The following is an 18,583-nucleotide window of genomic DNA, read 5'->3' on the forward strand; positions in this document are numbered from 1 at the left end:
CCAATTCATCCTGGAGTCCTCATGAAACGGCGTACGTTCCTTGCCGCCTCCGGCGCGCTCGCCGCCGCCTCGGCCCTGCCCGCCGCCGCCTTCGCGCAAGGCGCCGCCGCGACCAGCGCCCTGACGGCCGCATGGACGGGCCCGTTCGGCGGGGTTCCCGCCTTCGACAAGGTCGCCGTCGCCGACTTCCCGGCCGCCTACGACCTGGCGATGAAGACCGAGCGCGGCGAGATCAACGCCATCGCCGCCAACCCCGCGCCGGCGGACTTCGACAACACCATCGCCGCGCTCGAGCGGTCCGGCGACCTGATCAACCGGGTCGGCATGTTCGGCGGCGTCTGGTCCTCGACCCTGTCGACGCCGGAGCTGCGCGCCCAGGAAAAGGTGTTGAACCCCAAGCTCGCCGCGCACAGCGACGAGACCCTGCAGAACGAGAAGCTCTTCGCGCGGATCGAGGCGGTCTACAATGATCGCGCGAAACTGACCCCCGAGCAGCAGCGCCTGACCTGGGTCTACTGGAACCGCTTCGTGCGCGCCGGCGCCAAGCTTTCGGCCGCCGACAAGAAGCGCGTGGCCCAGATCAACCAGGAACTGGCCGCCCTCTTCACCAGCTTCAGCCAGAACCTGCTGGCCGACGAGACCGACTACGTCCTCTACCTGCGCACCGAGAGCGAGCTGGCCGGCCTGCCCGACGACGTCCGCGCCGCCGCCGCTGCGGCCGCCGAGGAGCGCGGCAAGAAGGGCGAGTGGGCGATCCTCAACACACGATCCTCGATGGATCCGTTCCTGACCTATTCGAACCGCCGCGACCTGCGCGAGAAGGTCTGGCGCACCTATTACAGCCGCGGCGACAACGGCGACGCCAAGGACAACAACGCCAACATCAAGAAGATCCTGAAGCTGCGCTTCGAGCGCGCCCAGCTGCTCGGCTACGCGTCCCACGCCCACTGGCGGCTGGAAAACACCATGGCCAAGACCCCCGAAGCGGCCATGGAGCTGATGACCCGCGTGTGGCCCTCGGCCATCGCCCGGGTGAAGGAAGAGGTCGCCGAGATGCAGGCGATCGCCGACAAGGAACGGGCCGGGATCAAGATCGAACCCTGGGACTATCGCTTCTACGCCGAGAAGGTCCGCGCCGCGCGCTACGACCTCGATATGAACGAGCTCAAGCCGTACATGCAGCTGGAGAAGCTGCGCGAGGGCATGTTCTGGGCCGCCGGCGAAGTCTACGGCTTCGAGTTCGTGCAGGTCGCCGACGTCCCCGTCGCCCACCCGGACATCCGCGTCTGGGACGTGAAGAAGGGCGGCCAGCACGTCGGCCTCTGGTACTTCGACCCCTACGCTCGGACCGGCAAGCGCTCGGGCGCCTGGATGAACGCCTACCGCCGCCAGGAGAAGTTCGACAAGCCGATCACCACGATCGTCTCGAACAACTCCAACTTCGTGAAAGGCGCGCCCGGCGAGCCTGTCCTGATCTCCTGGGACGACGCAGAGACCATGTTCCACGAGTTCGGCCACGCCATCCACGGCCTGAACTCCGACGTGAACTACCCCACCCTGGCCGGCACCGCCGTGCCGCGCGACTACGTCGAGTTCCCCAGCCAGATCAACGAGCACTGGCTGCCGACCAAGCAGGTGCTGAGCAAGTTCGCCCTGCACCACAAGACCGGCGCGCCGATTCCGCAGGCGCTGGTCGACAAGCTGGAAAAGGCCAAGACCTTCCGCCAGGGCTTCGACGTCACCGAGTACCTGTCCTCAGCGCTGATCGACATGAAACTGCACCTGGCCGGCGGCGCCGACATCGACCCCGACGCCTTCGAGCGCGAGCAGCTGGCCAAGCTCGGCATGCCGCACGAAGTGGTCATGCGCCACCGCACCCCGCAGTTCGGGCACGTCTTCGCTTCGGACGGCTACTCGGCCGGCTATTACAGCTATCTGTGGTCAGAGACCCTGGCCCTCGACGTCGTCGACGCGTTCAAGAGCTCGCCGGGCGGCATGTACGACAAGGCCATGGCCAAGAAGCTGCACGACAACGTCATGAGCGTCGGCAACTCGATCGATCCAGCGATCGCCTACCACACCCTGATGGGCCGCGACGTCGACGTTAAGGCCTACCTGCGCGACAAGGGCTTCCCGACCGCCTGACGGCGGCAGGCCGCAGCCCGGCTCGCCCGGGCTGCGGCATCCCTTCTACTGACCTTCCCGCGGCTTTTCCGCGGTCTTCACGGCGCAGCCCTTGTAAGTCGTGCCGCCCAGTGCGACCTCGGCCGCCAGCGGATACTTCAGGTCCGACATTCCGTCCGAACAGCCGGCCTCTTCGCGCAGCGTGACCTTGATCGGCCGCGGCCCGTCGGCGTTCTCCCAGACCACCGCACCGTCCGCCACCGACGCGCCCTTGTTCGGGAAGGCGATGTTGGAATCGGGGGTCGAGAACTCGATCTGGCCCTCACGGATCTTCACGCCCCAGAACGGCTCGGTCCCGTGCGCGTCAAGGTCGCCCTGGAAGGCGGCCGGCAGCGATCCGGCCGGAGCAGGAGCCGGGGCGGGCGCGGGCGCGGGCGCATCGGCCGGCGGCTGGGCGACCGAACCGTCCGGCGCCTGCGGCTGGCAGGCGGCGAGCAGAAGCGCGGCGGCGGTGATCAGGAGAGCGTGTCGCATACGGCGTCCTTTCGCATGGCGGCGGCCAGGGTAGACTCAACGCGCAATGAGTCGGGTGCTTTCCTTCTACGAATTTTTCGCCGGCGGCGGCATGGCCCGTCTGGGCCTGGGACCAGCGTGGGCCTGCGCGTTCGCCAACGATTTCGACCCGTTGAAAGCGGCCACCTATCGGGCCAACTTCGCTGACGCCGACGCGCACTTCCACCAGGGCGACGTATGGGCGATCGATCCCGCGGCCCTGCCGCCCCACGCCGATCTCGCCTGGGCCTCCTCGCCCTGCCAGGACTTCAGCCTCGCCGGGGCTCGCGCCGGGCTGGCGGGCGGACGCTCGTCGGCCTTCTTCGGGTTCTGGCGGCTGGTCCAGGCGCTGGGCGACGCCGCGCCCCGCGCCATAGTCATCGAGAACGTGACCGGTCTGCTCTCCTCGCACGGCGGCGCCGACTTCACCGCCCTCTGCCAGGCGCTGGCCGACCAGGGCTACGCCTTCGGCGCGCTGGAGATCGACGCGGCCCGCTTCACGCCGCAGTCGCGGCCGCGGGTCTTCGTGATCGCCACGCGCGAGCCGCCGGCGCCCAGCCTTTCCGGCGACAGCCCCTTCCACACCCGCGCGGTGCGCGAGGCCCACGCCCGGCTGCCCGAAGATCTGACCCGCCGCTGGATCTGGTGGCGCGGCGCCGCGCCCGCCGCCCGCAACACCGACCTCGCCGCCCTGCTGGAGCCTGACGCCGCCGTAGCCTGGCACGGACAAGACAAGACCGAGCGCCTGCTGGCGCTGATGGCCCCGCCGCACCTGGCCAAGATCGAGGCCGCCCGCGCGTCCGGAACCCGCCAGGTCGGCGCCGTCTTCCGGAGGATGCGCGTCGAGGACGGCCAGCGCGTGCAACGCGCCGAGGTCCGCTTCGACGGCCTGGCCGGCTGCCTTCGCACCCCGCGCGGCGGCTCCTCTCGCCAGACCCTGGTCGTCGTCGAGCACGGCGAGGTGCGCAGCCGGCTGGTCTCGCCGCGCGAAGGGGCCAGGCTGATGGGCCTGCCCGACAGCTACGCTCTGCCGCGCGCCGCCACCGGCGCGCTGCACGTGGTCGGCGACGGGGTCGTGGTCCCGGTCGTGCGCTGGCTGGCCGAGCAGATCCTCGAGCCTTTGCTCGACCGTCGGACGGCCGTCGCCGCCGAATAGCCAGACTGGCCGGCGAAACAGAAGAAGTGCGCTTCCAAATCTCCCCTGGGCGCTTAGGTTGGCGGCACAGCTAAACCGACGAGAGAGCCATGGCCGACTCCACCTATGACGCAGCCCGCTACAAGCGTTCCGGCCGCGGCAAGATCTTCGACTCCGTCATCGACCTGATCGGCGACACGCCGCTGGTCCGCCTGCCGAACCTGACCAAGGCGCTGAAGCCAAAGGGCGAAGTCGTCGCCAAGCTCGAGTTCTTCAACCCGCTGGCCTCGGTCAAGGATCGGATCGGCGTGGCGATGATCGAGTGGCTTGAAGTCACCGGCAAGCTGAAGCCGGGCGGCTCGATCGTCGAACCGACCAGCGGCAACACCGGCATCGCACTGGCCTTCGTCGCCGCCTCCAAGGGCTATCCAATCACCCTGGTCATGCCGGAAAGCATGTCGATCGAGCGTCGCAAAATGCTGCTGATCCTCGGCGCCAAGCTCGAACTGACCCCGGCCGAGCGCGGCATGGCCGGCGCCGTCGCCCGCGCCAAGGAAATCGTCGAGGCCACGCCCGGCGCAGTCATGCCCCAGCAGTTCGACAACGAGGCCAACCCGCTGATCCACCGGGTCTCGACCGCCGAGGAAATCTGGAACGACACCGACGGCAAGGTCGACGCGGTGATCTCCGGCGTCGGCACCGGCGGCACCATCACCGGCATCGGCCAGGCCCTGAAGGCCCGCAAGCCGGGCCTGAAAATGGTCGCGGTCGAGCCGGAAGCCTCGCCCGTGCTGTCCGGCGGCCAGCCCGCCCCGCACAAGATCCAGGGCATCGGCGCCGGTTTCGTGCCCTCGATTCTCGACCGCGGCGTGATCGACGAGATCATCCAGGTGTCGAACGACGACAGCTTCGCCATGGCCCGCCGCGTGGCCAAGGAAGAGGGCCTGCCGGTCGGCATCTCGTCGGGCGCGGCCCTGACCGCCGCCTTCGACCTGGCTTCCCGCGACGAGTACGCCGGCAAGCTGATCGTGGCGATCATCCCCAGCTTCGCCGAGCGTTACCTCTCCACCGCGCTGTTCGAAGGGCTCTAAGCCCCTGAGGATCGCGGTCGTCGGATGCGGCGTCGCCGGCATGGCGGCGGCGCGCGCCCTGGCGCGCAAGGGTCATGCGGTGACGCTGCTGGAAGCCTTCCAGCAGCCGCGCCCGCTGGGCTCCGGACTGCTGCTGCAGCCCTCGGGCCTGGCGGCCCTGCGCCAGCTCGGGCTTGCTGAACAGGTGATCGCGCGCGGCGCGCGGGTCGATCGGCTGGACGGCCGCGACTTGCGCGGCCGCCTGATCATGGACATGCGCTACGCCGACTGGCGCCCGGACGCGTTTGGCGTCGGCGCGCACCGCGCCACCCTGTTCGACGTTCTGCATGACGGCCTTGAGGCCGCCGGTGTCCAGCTGCTCACCGACGTCGATGTGGCGAGCGTCGAGCACCACCCCGTCGCACGCCTGATCGACACGGCCGGCCAGAGCCACGGCCCCTTCGACCTCGTGGTCGTCGCCGATGGCGCGGCCTCGCGCCTGCGCGCGCAGCTGCGGCCGAACGCCAAGGCCCCCGTCTATCCGTGGGGCGCGGTCTGGGCCAACGCCCGCGACGAGACCGGCGCCTTCGCCGGGTCGCTTTCCCAGCGCTATGATCGCGCCTCGACCATGATGGGCGTGCTGCCGATCGGGCGCCGCCCGGACGACGGCGACGGTCAGCTGGTCAGCTTCTTCTGGTCCTTGCCGGTGACGCAGATGGACGGCTTCCTCAGCGGCGACCTGGGCGACTGGCGCCAGCGGGCGATCGCTATGTGGCCGCAGGCCGCGCCGATCATCGAGCAGTTCCAGACGCCCGCGCAATTCTCCCGCGCCAGCTATCGCGACGTGCGCGTCGGCCGCTGGTCGGACGGGCCCTTCGTGCTGATCGGCGACGCCGCTCACGGAACCAGCCCTCAGCTCGGCCAAGGCGCGAACATGGGCCTGATCGACGCCGTCGAGCTGGCCGAACGGCTGGGCGACAGCGTCTCCCGGTCAGTCCGCGGATTCCAGGCCTCGCGCCGCCGCCACACCGGGCTCTACCAGTTCATGTCGCGCTGGCTGACGCCGATGTTCCAGTCCGGCGGCTGGCTGGGTCCGTTCGTGCGCGACGCGTTCTTCACGCCGATGTCCAAGGCGCCCGGCGGTCGCCAGGTCGCCGCACGGGTGCTGACCGGAACCCTGCGTCTGGGACGCACGCCCAAGGCGCTGCGGCCGTGAGCGACGTCTTCACCCCCGAGAAGCGATCGGCGGTGATGGCCCGGGTGAAGGGCAAGAACACTGCGCCCGAGCTCAAGGTCCGCAAGGCCCTGACCGCGCTCGGCGCCCGCTATCGCCTGAACCGCAAGGACCTGCCCGGCTCACCGGACATCGTCATGCCCGGCCGCCGGCTGGCGATCTTCGTTCATGGCTGCTTCTGGCACGGCCACGACTGCCGTCGCGGCTCGCGGGTGCCCAAGGCCAACCGCGAGTACTGGACCGCGAAGGTGACCCGCAACATCGCCCGCGACCAGCGCGCCGCAGCGGAACTGACCGCCGCCGGCTGGCGCGTCGAGACCATCTGGGAATGCGATCTGAAGGACGCCGCGGCCCTGACCGACCGCCTGCGCGCGCTGCTGGCGTCCTAGGCCACCGTCACCTCAGTCTTCACCGAATTGGCGATGAAGCACTCTTCGTGCGCCTCATGGTGCAGGTGAGCCAGTTGCTCGGCGTCGGGCGCCTGGCCGTTCCACTCGATCTGCGGCGACAGCGTGACCTTGGTCACCGCCATCTTGCCCGGCGCGATTTCTTCCATGATCCCGCTGGCGTGGTCGCGATAGGACGTGACCACGAAGCCGGCCAGCCGCGCCTTATGCAGGAAGGTCAGCATGTGGCAGTTGGACAGCGCGGCGACGAACATTTCCTCGGGGTCGACGGCCTCCTGCACGGCCCACTTGCCGACCACGTGCGGCGAGGCCGAGGCCGGCACGATCAGCCCGCCGTCGAAGCTGATCACGTGGCCGCGGCTGTAGCGTCCTTTCGCGAAGTCCTCGCCGTCGCGCAGGCTCCACGCGACGTCGGCGGTGTAGGCGGCCATCAGAACGCCTCCGCCGGCAGCGCCATCATCAGCTCGGCGCCGGTCTTCAGCTTGGCCAGGTGCGCGGCCGTATCCGGCAGGATGCGCTCGACGTAGTAGCGGCCGACGACCAGCTTGTTGGCGTAGAACGGATCGGTTTCGCCGGCCGCGATCTTGCCCTGCACGGTCTTGGCGATCTGCGCCCACATATAGGCCAGCGCCGTGAGCCCGAAGAGGTGCATGTAGTCGGTCGAGGCCGCGCCGGCGTTGTCGGGGTTCATCAGCCCGTTCTGCATCAGCCACATTGTGGCGTCCTGCAGCTCGCCCTTGGCCTTGGCCAGGCCCTCGGTGAACGGCTTGAGGTCCTTGTCGCCGCCGTTGGCCTCCACGAAGGCGTCGATGTCGGCGAAGAAGCTCATCACCGCCCGGCCGCCCTGCGCCGCCAGCTTGCGGCCGACCAGGTCAAGCGCCTGCACGCCGTTGGTGCCCTCGTAGATCAGGGCGATGCGCACGTCGCGCATGTACTGGCTGACCGGGAAATGCTCGGTGAAGCCCGACCCGCCATGCACCTGCACCGCGTTCGAACAGACCTGCAGCCCCTTGTCGGTCAGGAAGCCCTTCACCACCGGGGTCATCAGCGCCATGTAGTCGCCGGCCTTCTGGCGCACCGCCTCGTCGGGGCTGGCGTGAGCCAGGTCGCCCTGCAGCGCGGTCCAAAACAGGAAGGCGCGGCCGCCCTCGATCAGCGCCCGCGAGTCCATCAGCATCCGCCGCACGTCCGGGTGGACGATGATCGGGTCGGCAGGCCCGTCCGGGTTCTTCGGGCCGGTCAGCGAGCGGCCCTGAAGCCGCTCCTTGGCGAAGGTCGCGGCGGCCTGATAGGCGGCCTCGGCCTGGGCCACGCCCTGCAGCCCGACCCCGATCCGCGCCTCGTTCATCATCACGAACATCAGCGAGAGGCCCTTGTTCTCCTCGCCGACCAGCCAGCCCACCGACTCCTCGTGACGGATCACGCAGGTGGCGTTGCCGTGGATGCCCATCTTCTCTTCGAGGCCGTCGCAATAGACGCTGTTGCGCGCGCCCGGCTTGCCGTCGGCGTCAGGGATGAACTTCGGCACGATGAACAGGCTGATGCCGCGCGTTCCCTCCGGCGCGCCCTCGATCCGGGCCAGCACCAGGTGGACGATGTTCTCGGCCATGTCGTGCTCGCCGCCGGAGATCCAGATCTTCCCGCCCGTGATCTTGTAGGAGCCGTCGCCCTGCGGGACCGCCTTGGTGCGCAGCAGGCCCAGATCCGTGCCGCAGTGCGGCTCGGTCAGGTTCATGGTCCCGCCCCATTGGCCGCTCGCCAGCTTCGGCAGATAGAGGTCCTTCTGCGCGTCCGACCCGCCGTTCAGGATCGCCGAATAGGCGCCATGGGTCAGGCCCGGATACATCGAGAAGGCCATGTTGGCCGACGAGCTCATCTCCGAGAACGACAGGTTGACCACGTGCGGCAGGCCCTGGCCGCCATAGGCCGGCTCGGCGCCCAGCGCCGGCCAGCCGCCCTCGACCAGCTGGGCGTAGGCTTCCTTGAAGCCGGCCGGGGTCTTCACCGTGTGGTCCGGGCTCCAGACGCAGCCTTCCTTGTCGCCCACGCTGTTCAGCGGCGCCAGCACCTCGCCGGTGAAGCGGCCGGCCTCTTCGACGATCTGCGAAATCACGTCCATGGAGGCGTCGGCGAATCCCGGCAGGTTCGCGTACTTCTCGATCTCCAGCACGTCGCGCAGCAGGAACAGGTGGTCGCGTACGGGGGGCTGATAGGGCATGTCCGCTCCAATGACGGGCCGGTGACGGCGAAAGGGCTCCCGACCGCGTCGAAAGCCCTCTAGGTTTATCGTGGTTGCACGATCACGGCGAACCGTGATCGGCGATTACTTGGCGTGTTCCAGGTCGCCCAGGCGCTCGCGCAGCACCTGGTCGTAGTCGGCGGCGCGCGGCAGCAGGTCGGGCCGCGTTTCCTTGAGGTGCTGCTCGAGCGCATCGCACCCTTTGCGGAGCTCCTCGATCGCCTGCTCGATGTCGTTGCGCTGGGCCTCCAGCTCGACGATGCGCTCGCGGAACTTGACCAGCGACTTGGCGTTCTGCGCCGCCCCGCCGTCGTTCAGTTCGTAGAGGTCGAGAATCTCGCCGATCTCGGAGAGCGCCAGGCCTACGCGCTTTCCGCGCAGGATCAGCTGCAGCCGGGCGCGGTCCTTGTAGGAATAGACCCGGTTCATGCCGTCCCGCGCCGGTGAGATCAGGCCCTTGTCCTCGTAGAACCGCAGGGCGCGCGGGGTGCATTTGAACTCCAGGCACAGCTGGCGGATCGTGAAGGTGCGATTGGGCCGACGAAGATCACTGGCCATGCGGCGCCCTCCCTGGACGCATCGTTTCTATTGATTGACACCGTAAGACGGTGCTTCCGTTTACGTCAAGGTGATCAACGATCACCCTCGGGTGAGGCGCGCCCTGGACCGGCCGGATCGAACGACCCTAGGTTGGTCGCGCAAAGGGGGCGATTTCATGGTTCGATCTGGTTTGTTGGCGACCGCCGCGGCGGCCGCTTGTCTGGCGTTCTCATCGCCCGCCTTCGCCGTCGCGGACCCTAAGCCGGCCGCGGCCACCGCCGGCGCGGTCCGCCAGGACGGGCTGCTGCCTGTCTATGTCGACAAGGCCCGCGGCCGCATCCTGCTGTCGCTGCCCGCGCCTGACGCGCAAGGGATCAGCGGCCGCTTCCTCTATATCGCCGCGCTCAAGACCGGCCTCGGCTCGGCCCCGGTCGGGCTCGACCGCGCCCGGATCGGCGACACCCAGGTGCTAGCCTTCCGCCGCATCGGCAGGAAGGTGGTGGCCGAGTTCGAAAACCATCGCTTCCGCGCCGCCGGCGCCCCCGACGCCGAACAGACCGCCGCCCGCGAGGCGTTCTCCGTTTCCACCGTCTGGGCCGGCGAGGTGATCGAGACCGCGCCCGACGGCGCCATCCTGGTCGACATCGGAAGCTTCCTGACCCGCGACGGCATCGGCGTCGCCGACGCGCTGAAGCAGGCCGGCGAGACCGGCTACAAACTGGTCCCCGACCTCTCGCTCGCCGACCCCGGCGCGGTGAAGGTGTTTCCGGAAAACCTCGAGTTCGAGGCCCGCCAGACCTATGCTTCCGACACGCCCGGACCGGAGGTGCGCAACATCGCCCCCGACCCCAAGCTGATCACATTCGAGGTCCGCCACAGTCTCGTGAAGCTGCCCGAGCCCGGCTATCAGCCGCGCGCCTTCGATCCGCGCACCGGCGGGTTCTCGACCATGGCGCTCGACTACGCCGCCCCGCTCGGCGAGGAGATCGTTCAGCGCTACGCCAACCGCTTCAGGCTTGAGAAGACCAACCCCGCCGCCGCCCGCTCGCCGGTCAAGAAGCCGATCGTCTTCTATGTCGACCGCGCCGCGCCCGAGCCGATCCGAAGCGCCCTGGTCGAGGGCGCGGCCTGGTGGAACCAGGCGTTCGAGGCGGCCGGCTTCGTCGACGCCTTCCAGGTCAAGGTTCTGCCGGAGGGCGCCGACCCGCTGGACGTCCGCTACAACGTCATCAACTGGGTCGATCGCGCCACCCGGGGTTGGTCCTACGGCCAGGCTGTGGTCGATCCGCGCACCGGCGAAATCGTCAAGGGCTCGGTGCTGCTCGGCGCGCTGCGCGTGCGCCAGGACATGTTGATCTTCGAGGGCCTGGTCGGCGCGCACCACAACGGAACCGGCGGCCCCAACGATCCGATACAGGTCTCGCTCGCCCGCCTTCGCCAGCTCTCGGCCCATGAGGTCGGCCACTCGATCGGCTTTGCGCACAACTTCGCCGGCTCGACCCAGGACCGCGCCAGCGTCATGGACTATCCGGCCCCGCGGGTGTTGCTGAAGGACGGCCGCATCGACCTCTCGGACGCTTACGGCGTCGACATCGGCGGCTGGGACAAGTTCACCGTCGACTGGCTCTATGGCGAGGATGGCGAGCCGGCGCTGCGAAAGGTCAAGGCCTCGGTCGACCAGGGCCAGCGCTACGTCACCGACGTCGACGCCCGCCCGCTCGGGACCGCCCAGCCGTGGGGCAGCCTGTGGGACGACGGCCCCGATCCGGCCGCCGAGCTCGCTCGCATGATGGAGGTCCGCCGCGTCGCGATAGGCCAGTTCGGCCTCGGCGCGCTGAAGCCCGGCGAGCCGGTGGCCAATCTCAAGCGCAAGTACGTTCCGATCTACCTGCTGCACCGCTACCAGCTTGAGGCGGCCAGCAAGCTCGTCGGCGGCGTCGACTTCGCCTACGCGGTGATCGGCGACGGTCGCGAGACCTCGCCGCCGGTTCCCGCCGCCCAGCAGCGCGCGGCGCTGGCGGCCCTGCTCGCCACCCTCGCCCCCGGCGAGCTCGACACGCCCGAGACACTGACCGCGATGCTGTCCTCGGCCCAGTCGGGCGACCCGGACCGTCAGTACACGATTGAGGTCTTCGCCACGGCCGGCGGGCCGGTGTTCGATCCACTAGTCGCCGCCGAGGTCGCAGCCGGCCTGACGCTCGACAACCTGCTGGCTCCCGACCGCATGGCGCGGCTCGTCGACCAGAACCGCCGCGATCCGGCCCAGCTCGGTGTTGGCGAGATACTCGACCGGCTGATCGACACCGTGTTCGCGCCGGCGCCCGGCCGCCTGGGCGAGATCTCCCGGCGGGTTCAGACCCGGCTGGTGCTGAACCTCGCCAATGCGGCGCGCGACCCCAAGGTCTCGCCGGCCGTCGGCTCGGAGATCAGCGCCCGGCTCAAGGCCCTGCCCACGCGGCTCAAGGGCGGCGCCGACCCAGCCGACCGCGCCCATCGCCAGCGCCTGGTCGCGCTGCTCGGCGACCCGGCCCTGCTGGCCGAGCTCTTGGAACCGAAGCTGAAGCCCCAGACCCCGCCGGGCATGCCGATCGGCGACGGAGATTTCGGCGGGCGATAACATGTGTCATCCCGGTTTCGGCGGAGCCGAGGACCGGGACCCGGACAGCCGCTGCGCGGCTTCCGGGATGACACTGAATGCCCGGACCTAAGCCGCGGCCAGTTCCCCGGCCAGCGCCTGCTCGATCAGCGCGATCGTCCGCTCCAGACCGAAGATCGCCGCGAACGAGCCGAAGCGCGGACCCTGGCTCTGGCCCAGCAGCACCTCGTACAGCGCCTGGAACCAGGCCCGCAGCGGTTCGAACCCGGCGGTCTTGCCGACCTCGAACACCTCGTTCTGGATGGTCTCGGCGTCGGCGTCGGCCGGCAGCGCCTTGAAGCGGGCCAGCAGGTCCTCCATCGCCGCCCGCTCCTTCTCGTCGGGGCTGCGGAACTTCTTCGAGGGCTTCACGAAGTCCTCGTAGTAGTTGATCGCGTATCCGATGAGTCGGTCGAGCATCGGCTCGCTTTCGGGCGAAGCGCCCGGCATGTACCGACTGACGAAGCCCCAGAGGATGTCCTTGGTCGAGGCGTCAGCCGCCGACACCAGGTTCAACAGCAGCGAGAACGACAGCGGCGAGCCCTTCTCCGGCGGCGCCCCGCGGTGGACGTGCCAGGCCGGGTTGTCGATCGCCGTGCTGTTGCTGGTCGCCCGCGCCTTGTTGAACGCCTCTAGCTGCTGCAGGTACTCGTCCGTCGCCTTCGGGATGACGTCGAAATAGAGCCGCTTGGCCGACTTCGGCGATTGGTACATGTAGTAGGCGAGGCTCTCGGGCGCGCCGTAGCGCAGCCACTCCTCCATGGTCAGGCCGTTGCCCTTGGACTTGGAGATCTTCTGGTTGTTCTCGTCCATGAACAGCTCGAAGTGGAAGGCTTCTGGCGGGGTCCCGCCCAGCACCTTCACCAGCTTGTTCGAGACCCGCACCGAGTCGACGAGATCCTTGCCCGACGCTTCGAAATCGACGCCCAGCGCGTACCAGCGCGCGGCCCAGTCGGGGCGCCACTGCAGCTTCACGTGACCGCCGGTCACCGGAACCTCGGTCAAGGTCCCGTCCTCGTCGGCGAAGGTGATGGTGCCCTTCTCGACGTCGCGCGCAACGGTCGGCGCCTGCAGCACCCGGCCCGACTTCGGGCTGATCGGCAGGAACGGCGAATAGGTGGCGCGGCGCTCTTCGCCGAGGGTGGGCAGCATCACGCCCTGGACGGCGTCGAACCGCGCCAGGATCTTCAGCAGCACCTCGTCGAAGCGGCCGGACTTGTAGGTCTGCGTCGACGACATGAATTCGTAGTCGAAGCCGAAGCCGTCGAGGAAGGCGCGCAGGCGGGCGTTGTTGTGGGCCGCGAAGCTTTCGTACTCGCCGAACGGGTCGCGCACGGCCGAGACCGGCTTGTCGCGATCTTCTTCCAGCATCTCGCGGTTGGGCACGTTGTCCGGGATCTTCCGCAGACCGTCCATGTCGTCGGAGAAGACGATCAGCTTGGTCGGGATCGCGTCCTCGGTCAGGGCGCGGAACGCCGTGCGCACCATGGTCGGGCGCGCCGCTTCACCGAACGTGCCCATGTGCGGCAGGCCCGAGGCCCCGAACCCGCACTGGAACACGATCGGCTGGGCCAGCACCGGGAAGGTGCTCACCGCCTCGTCGGCCTTGCCCTGTGCGATCAGGCTGGCGGCCAGGTCCCGCTCGGCGTCCGACAGGCGAAGTTTGAGCGTCCGATCCAGCAGAATGCGGGCCTGTTCGAAGGGCCAGCTTTTCGCTTCGCGCGCCTGGGCAGAGAGGCCGCGCAGGGAGGGGTTCTGGATCGAGGTGTCGGACATCTGCGCGGCCTAACGCCAGTACGCGCTCGCCTCAAGCAGACTTTTACGCTCATCATCGTCGTGGAGCTGTCACGGAACCGGCGCAAAAGCCCGGCCAGTCGCTCTTTCGGGGGAAGTTTTCATGCTCACGCGCCGCCTCGCGCTCGCCCTGGCCGCCGCGCTCACGCTCGCCGGCTGCAGCCAGAAGGACGAGGCCAAGACGCCTCCCCAGGTGATCAACTTCTCGATCATGTCGACCGAGGGGCGCCAGACCCAGATGGACGACTGGGGTCCGTTCCTGGCCGACATGGAAAAGTCGGTCGGCGTGCCGGTGAAGCCGTTCTTCGGCACCAACTACACCTCGCTGATCGAGGCCATGCGCTTCAAGCAGACCGATGTCGGCTGGTTCACCAACCACTCGGGCCTCGAAGCCGTGCGCCGCGCGGGCGGCGAGGTCTTCGCCCGCACCGTCAAGCCGAACGGGCCCGACGGCTACCAGGCGGTGATCGTCGTCAAGAAGGGCTCGGGGATCACCCTCGATCGCCTGCTGAAGTGCGACCAGACGCTGAACTTCGGCATGGGCGACGCCAAGTCGACCTCGGGCACGCTCGCGCCCATGACCTATCTGTTCGCGCCCGAGGGGATCGATCCCAACGCCTGCTTCAAGACCGTCCGCTCGGCCAACCACGAGGCCAACCTTTTCTCGGTCGCCCAGGGTCTGCTCGACGCGGCCACCAACAACACCGCCTCGATGGAGCGCATGGAGATGCTGGGCACGGACCTGGCCAAGAAAACCATGGCCAGCATCGACGTGATCTGGACCTCGCCGACCATTCCCGAGGACCCGATGGTCCGCCGCAAGGACCTCGACCCCGCGCTGAAGGCGAAGATCGACGCCTTCATGTTCAGCTACGGGACCGGCGAAGGCCCGGAGGCCGAGCGCCAGCGCAAGGTGCTCGAGCGCATCCAGACCAAGCCCTTCAAGCGCGCCGACAATTCGCACCTGCTGCCGGTCCGCGAGATGGAGGCCGCCGGCCAGCTGATCGTCGCCAAGCGCAAGGGCGATGCGGCCGCGACCGCCGCCGCCCAGGCCGAACTCGACAAGATCGCCGCCGAGAAGAAGACGCTGCCGCCGGCCGGAGCGGGGAACTGAAGCGCCCTTTTCGCGTCCTTCCTACCTGGGCCGTTACGGAGGGTTATGTGAATCTGCTGGTCGCCAAGCGGGCCTTAGGCCTGTTCTCGCTCGCCGTCGGCGTGGCCGCGGTCACCGCGCCGCGCCAGGTCACGCGGTTCCTCGGGCTCAAGTTCGACGATCAGGCGATGAGCGCCTTCGGCGCGCGCGAGATCGCCTCCGGCGCGGGCCTGCTTTCGCCGGTGCCGCCTGGGCCGTGGTTCTGGATGCGCGCCGGCGGCGACCTAATGGATCTGGCGGCGCTTGGCCGCGCCATCGGCCGCGACAATCCCCGGCGCAAGGTGGCCTATGTGGCCTTCGGCGCGGTTGCGGCCGTCGCCGTGGTCGATATCGCCATCGCCATCCACGCCGCCCGCAATCGCCGCGACGACAACGAGGCGGCGGCTTAGCCCCCGCTCAGCAGGAAGTGTCCGCGCAGGGCGGCGGCGGGCTTGTCGCGCGCCTCCTGCCAGGCCTCGACGTGCACGTTGGCGATCTGCCGGCCGACCTTCCTCACGTCGGCGCGGGCGTACATGGTCATCGCCTTGCCGGGCCGCAGGTACTCGATGGTGATGTCGATGGTCTTGTGGACCTTGGCGCTGGGCGCGATCACCGACAGCTGGGCCAGAGCGGTCATTTCCATGAACGCCCCGATCACCCCGCCGTGCAGGGCCGGCAGCGCCATGTTGCCGATCAGGTGCGGCGCGAACGGCAGGATGGCGGTCATCTCGTCGCCGGCCAGTTCGGCGCGCATGCCGAGGAACCGGACATATGGCACCCGACCGAGGAACAGTTCGAGGCGTTGAACGGCGGCCGGCTGGGTCATGGCGCGGCCCGCTTCAGAACAAATGCGGCCTGGGCCGTCGCGATCGGGTCTTCCGGATCGGCGTCGAAGGCGTGGGCGCGCACGAAGGCGATGTTGCGGGTCAGCTTGTAGCAGTGGGCGCTGGCGGTCACGTCGGCGCGCGGCGCCGCCGGGCGCATATAGTCGATGCGCAGGTCCAGGGTCGCCGTGGACAGGAAGCCGCCTTCGAGCGATCGCGAGGTCACGGCCAGGCCGCAGACATGATCGAGGAGCGCGGTGATCACCCCGCCCGCGATGACGCCGGTGTCGGGATCGCCGACCAGCTCTTCTCGCCAGGGGGTGAAGATGGAGCCTCGCGAGGGCTCTACGGAAATCAGCTTGAAGCCGAGGGCGGAGGCCTGCGGCACGGTCTCAACCATGTGCCGGGCCGCATCGCGAAGGGCCTCCGGGGTAATCGTCATCCCCGTTCTTTGAGGCGCCTCCGCCTATCGGTCAACGTGAGGGCAGGTCAAGTTCATACCTGCCCTTAAGCGACGCCGGCGGCCTTGGTCAGGATCGCGACGGCGATGGCCATCAGCGGGGTGGCGGCGAGAGCGAGGTTGGCGAAGCCGTTGAAAGCGTAGGAGTTGCGCATGGTCTTGTCCCTCTGGTCTGGTATGGTTCGCGATGTCCGCGTCCCGATGAGAGAGGTATACGCAACGACTTTTCCGAATACTCGTTAAGTCTTGGTCATGACGCCGATTTCACAATATGAATACTGTGTAATGTTCCGCGGATCGCCAATACGCGTCATCCCGGAAAGCGTGAGGCGCTTGTCCGGGACCCATTGCCGCCGCGGTCCGGGGCTAGAGGCGCAGGCCGCGCAACATCCTGCACGATCAGGTGTTCATGGGTCCCGGTCTTCGGCCGGAGGCCGAAACCGGGATGACACCTTGAGATCGCCTTACCCATATCCCCTGGCATGATCCGGCCCGAAGCTCTGCTGTGTCCCAAGCCCGAGGGGCTGTACTGCGCGCCCGGCGACTTCTTCGTCGATCCGGTGGCGCCGGTGGCGCGCGCGGTGATCACCCACGGCCACGCCGACCACGCCCGCGCCGGCCACGGCACGGTCATCGCCACGCCGCAGACCCTGGCGATCATGGCCGAGCGCTACGGCGCCGATTTCGCCGGCTCGGTCCAGCCGCTGGCCTACGGCGAAAGCGTCGCCCGCGACGGGGTCGACGTGACCCTGGTCCCGGCCGGCCACGTGCTGGGCTCGGCCCAGGCCGTCGTCGCGTGGAAGGGCCTGACCATGGTGGTGTCCGGCGACTACAAGCGCCGCCGCGACCCGACCTGCCCGCCCTTCGAGCCGGTGCCCTGCGACGTGTTCATCTCCGAGGCCACCTTCGGCCTGCCGGTGTTCCGCCATCCGGACGACGCCCACGAGATCGCCAAGCTGCTGCGCTCTGTGCAGCAGTTCCCGGAACGCGCCCACATGGTCGGCGCCTATGCGCTTGGGAAAGCCCAGCGCATCATTCGCCTACTGCGCGAGGCCGGCTGGGAGCGAACCATCTACGTCCACGGCGCGCTCGACCGCCTGAACCATCTCTATGAGAAGCACGGCGTGCCGCTCGGCCCGTTGGCCCCAGCCACCTCGGACGTGAAGCAAGACTTCGCCGGCCAGATCATCATCGCCCCGCCCGGCGCCCTGGCCGACCGATGGTCGCGCCGGTTCCCCGATCCGGTCACGGCCTTCGCCTCGGGCTGGATGCAGGTGCGCGCCCGCGCCCGTCAGCGCGGGGTCGAGCTGCCGCTGGTGATCTCCGACCACGCCGACTGGGACGAACTGACCGCCACCGTCGACGAGTTGCGCCCCGGGGAGCTGTGGATCACCCACGGCCGCGAAGAGGCGCTGATGCGTTGGGCCGATCTGCACGGGATCAAGGCCCGGGCCCTGGCCCTGGTCGGCTACGAGGACGAGACCGAGTGAAGGCCGCTTGCCGGCGATCACAGATCCGTTACCGTCATGGGCGACATCTCGATGGGGCGGGCGCATGCGATCGGCAATTGGACTGGGACTGGCGCTCGTCCTGCTCGCTGGCTGCGGAAAGCCCTCGGAACCCAAGTTTTACGAAGATCTGGCAGCCGACGCCGCCGCCGCAACAGCGCCGCAGGCGCTCGAAAGGCCAGCGACGCCAAGCGTCCCGGCCGGTGCGCCTATGCTCGCCTATTCCTACGGCTATGGCCTGCAAGCCTCTCCCAAGGGCGTCCGCACGCTGATTGCAAAGCACGAAGCCGCCTGCACCAAGGCCGGCCCCGCGCTCTGCCAGGTCACCGGGTCGTCGGTGAGCGAGCGCGGCCAGGACCAGTTGTCGGCCGAGCTCACCCTGCGCGCTGCGCCGCCCTGGTTGTCCCAGTTCCGCGAGGGACTGAGCGCCGACGCCAAGGACGCCGGCGGACGGGTCGTGCGCTCTGAAGTTTCCACCGAGGACCTCTCGCGCCAGATCGTCGACACCGAGGCGATGCTCCGCGCCAAGATCACGCTGCGCGACCGGCTTCAGGCGCTGCTCGCCTCCCGGCCGGGCAAGCTCGCCGACCTCGTCGAACTTGAGCGCGAACTCTCCAAGGTCCAGGGCGAACTCGACGCCGCGCAGTCGGAACTGGCCATGATGCGCCAGCGGGTGGCGACCTCAGACGTGACGATCAGCTACGAATCCGGCGGCGTCCTGGCCCCTCAAGACGTCTGGTCGCCGATCGGCAAAGCGTTCAGCGACTTCCTCCGCATCCTTGCGGCCACCATCGCGCTGTTGATCAACGTCATCGCCTGGACCCTGCCTTGGCTGCTGCTCGGCGGCCTGCTGATCTGGGCGCTGCGCAAGCGGCGAAAGTGGCCCTGGCGGCGCAATCAGAAGCCGGCCGCCTGAGGCCAAGCTCGGG

General features: G+C 68.8%; 17 protein-coding genes. 10 read left to right on the top strand and 7 right to left on the bottom strand.

All coding sequences use genetic code 11. The annotated features are described in order from the left end of the window. Positions 1-21 precede the first annotated feature (21 nt). Positions 22-2,145 carry a M3 family metallopeptidase gene (locus GGQ61_RS16450; RefSeq protein ID WP_183775207.1) on the top strand — a complete coding sequence of 708 codons (2,124 nt, stop codon included), beginning with the start codon at positions 22-24 and terminating at the stop codon, positions 2,143-2,145. A 45-nt stretch (positions 2,146-2,190) separates the two neighbouring features. On the opposite strand, the gene GGQ61_RS16455 is transcribed toward GGQ61_RS16450, so the two are convergent. Next, complete coding sequence (locus tag GGQ61_RS16455) at positions 2,191-2,658, bottom strand: COG3650 family protein (protein ID WP_183775215.1); 468 nt, start codon at positions 2,656-2,658, stop codon at positions 2,191-2,193. 46 nt (positions 2,659-2,704) lie between these two features. On the opposite strand from GGQ61_RS16455, the gene GGQ61_RS16460 reads away from it, so the two are divergent. The 4 genes from GGQ61_RS16460 to GGQ61_RS16475 all read left to right on the top strand — a co-directional run bounded on the left by GGQ61_RS16460 (position 2,705) and on the right by GGQ61_RS16475 (position 6,504). Further along, positions 2,705-3,832, top strand: a complete 1,128-nt coding sequence (locus GGQ61_RS16460; RefSeq protein ID WP_183775217.1) for a DNA cytosine methyltransferase — start codon at positions 2,705-2,707, stop codon at positions 3,830-3,832. Between the two features lie 89 nt (positions 3,833-3,921). Beyond that, a complete protein-coding gene (gene cysK, locus GGQ61_RS16465; protein ID WP_183775219.1) occupies positions 3,922-4,902 on the top strand; it encodes a cysteine synthase A in 981 nt (326 codons plus the stop codon). 10 nt (positions 4,903-4,912) lie between these two features. Then, a complete protein-coding gene (locus tag GGQ61_RS16470) occupies positions 4,913-6,097 on the top strand; it encodes an FAD-dependent oxidoreductase (protein ID WP_343056179.1) in 1,185 nt (394 codons plus the stop codon). After that, positions 6,094-6,504: a DNA mismatch endonuclease Vsr gene (locus GGQ61_RS16475; protein WP_183775223.1), complete on the top strand. Its 411-nt coding sequence runs from the start codon at positions 6,094-6,096 to the stop codon at positions 6,502-6,504. Before GGQ61_RS16470 ends, GGQ61_RS16475 begins: the two co-directional genes overlap by 4 nt. Here the strand turns inward: GGQ61_RS16475 and GGQ61_RS16480 are convergent. The 3 genes from GGQ61_RS16480 to GGQ61_RS16490 form a co-directional block, all read right to left on the bottom strand. Next, complete coding sequence (locus tag GGQ61_RS16480; RefSeq protein ID WP_183775225.1) at positions 6,501-6,953, bottom strand: OsmC family protein; 453 nt, start codon at positions 6,951-6,953, stop codon at positions 6,501-6,503. The two genes, GGQ61_RS16475 and GGQ61_RS16480, sit on opposite strands and share 4 nt — an antisense overlap. Continuing rightward, positions 6,953-8,740 (bottom strand): acyl-CoA dehydrogenase C-terminal domain-containing protein, encoded by a 1,788-nt coding sequence (locus tag GGQ61_RS16485; protein ID WP_183775227.1) that lies wholly within the window; start codon positions 8,738-8,740, stop codon positions 6,953-6,955. Before GGQ61_RS16485 ends, GGQ61_RS16480 begins: the two co-directional genes overlap by 1 nt. A 105-nt stretch (positions 8,741-8,845) precedes the next feature. Next, the gene (locus tag GGQ61_RS16490; RefSeq protein WP_183775229.1) at positions 8,846-9,319 is read right to left on the bottom strand and encodes a MerR family transcriptional regulator; all 474 of its coding nucleotides are present in this window, start codon (positions 9,317-9,319) and stop codon (positions 8,846-8,848) included. Positions 9,320-9,476: 157 nt separating this feature from the next. Here GGQ61_RS16490 and GGQ61_RS16495 point away from each other — a divergent pair, with 157 nt between their 5' ends. Then, a complete protein-coding gene (locus GGQ61_RS16495) occupies positions 9,477-11,918 on the top strand; it encodes a zinc-dependent metalloprotease (protein WP_183775230.1) in 2,442 nt (813 codons plus the stop codon). An 87-nt stretch (positions 11,919-12,005) separates the two neighbouring features. On the opposite strand, the gene GGQ61_RS16500 is transcribed toward GGQ61_RS16495, so the two are convergent. Further along, positions 12,006-13,712, bottom strand: a complete 1,707-nt coding sequence (locus GGQ61_RS16500; RefSeq protein WP_183775231.1) for a lysine--tRNA ligase — start codon at positions 13,710-13,712, stop codon at positions 12,006-12,008. A gap of 121 nt (positions 13,713-13,833) precedes the next feature. Between GGQ61_RS16500 and phnD the strand changes: the two genes are divergently transcribed. Both phnD and GGQ61_RS16510 read left to right on the top strand, forming a co-directional pair. Beyond that, positions 13,834-14,844, top strand: a complete 1,011-nt coding sequence (gene phnD / locus GGQ61_RS16505) for a phosphate/phosphite/phosphonate ABC transporter substrate-binding protein (RefSeq protein ID WP_183775235.1) — start codon at positions 13,834-13,836, stop codon at positions 14,842-14,844. A 47-nt stretch (positions 14,845-14,891) separates the two neighbouring features. Beyond that, a complete protein-coding gene (locus GGQ61_RS16510) occupies positions 14,892-15,272 on the top strand; it encodes a hypothetical protein (protein ID WP_183775237.1) in 381 nt (126 codons plus the stop codon). On the opposite strand, the gene GGQ61_RS16515 is transcribed toward GGQ61_RS16510, so the two are convergent. Further along, on the bottom strand, positions 15,269-15,688 hold the full coding sequence (locus tag GGQ61_RS16515) for a PaaI family thioesterase (RefSeq protein ID WP_183775239.1): 420 nt from the start codon (positions 15,686-15,688) through the stop codon (positions 15,269-15,271). The genes GGQ61_RS16510 and GGQ61_RS16515 overlap by 4 nt on opposite strands. Next, positions 15,685-16,128: a PaaI family thioesterase gene (locus GGQ61_RS16520; RefSeq protein ID WP_183775241.1), complete on the bottom strand. Its 444-nt coding sequence runs from the start codon at positions 16,126-16,128 to the stop codon at positions 15,685-15,687. The genes GGQ61_RS16515 and GGQ61_RS16520 overlap by 4 nt, the downstream gene beginning before the upstream one ends. 500 nt (positions 16,129-16,628) lie before the next feature. Here GGQ61_RS16520 and GGQ61_RS16525 point away from each other — a divergent pair, with 500 nt between their 5' ends. Together GGQ61_RS16525 and GGQ61_RS16530 are read left to right on the top strand one after the other, a co-directional pair. Then, positions 16,629-17,636, top strand: a complete 1,008-nt coding sequence (locus GGQ61_RS16525) for a ligase-associated DNA damage response exonuclease (RefSeq protein ID WP_183775243.1) — start codon at positions 16,629-16,631, stop codon at positions 17,634-17,636. Positions 17,637-17,700: 64 nt separating this feature from the next. Beyond that, the gene (locus GGQ61_RS16530; RefSeq protein ID WP_183775245.1) at positions 17,701-18,570 is read left to right on the top strand and encodes a DUF4349 domain-containing protein; all 870 of its coding nucleotides are present in this window, start codon (positions 17,701-17,703) and stop codon (positions 18,568-18,570) included. Positions 18,571-18,583 lie beyond the last annotated feature (13 nt).

The organism is Phenylobacterium haematophilum (genome assembly GCF_014196295.1).
Lineage (GTDB): Bacteria > Pseudomonadota > Alphaproteobacteria > Caulobacterales > Caulobacteraceae > Phenylobacterium > Phenylobacterium haematophilum.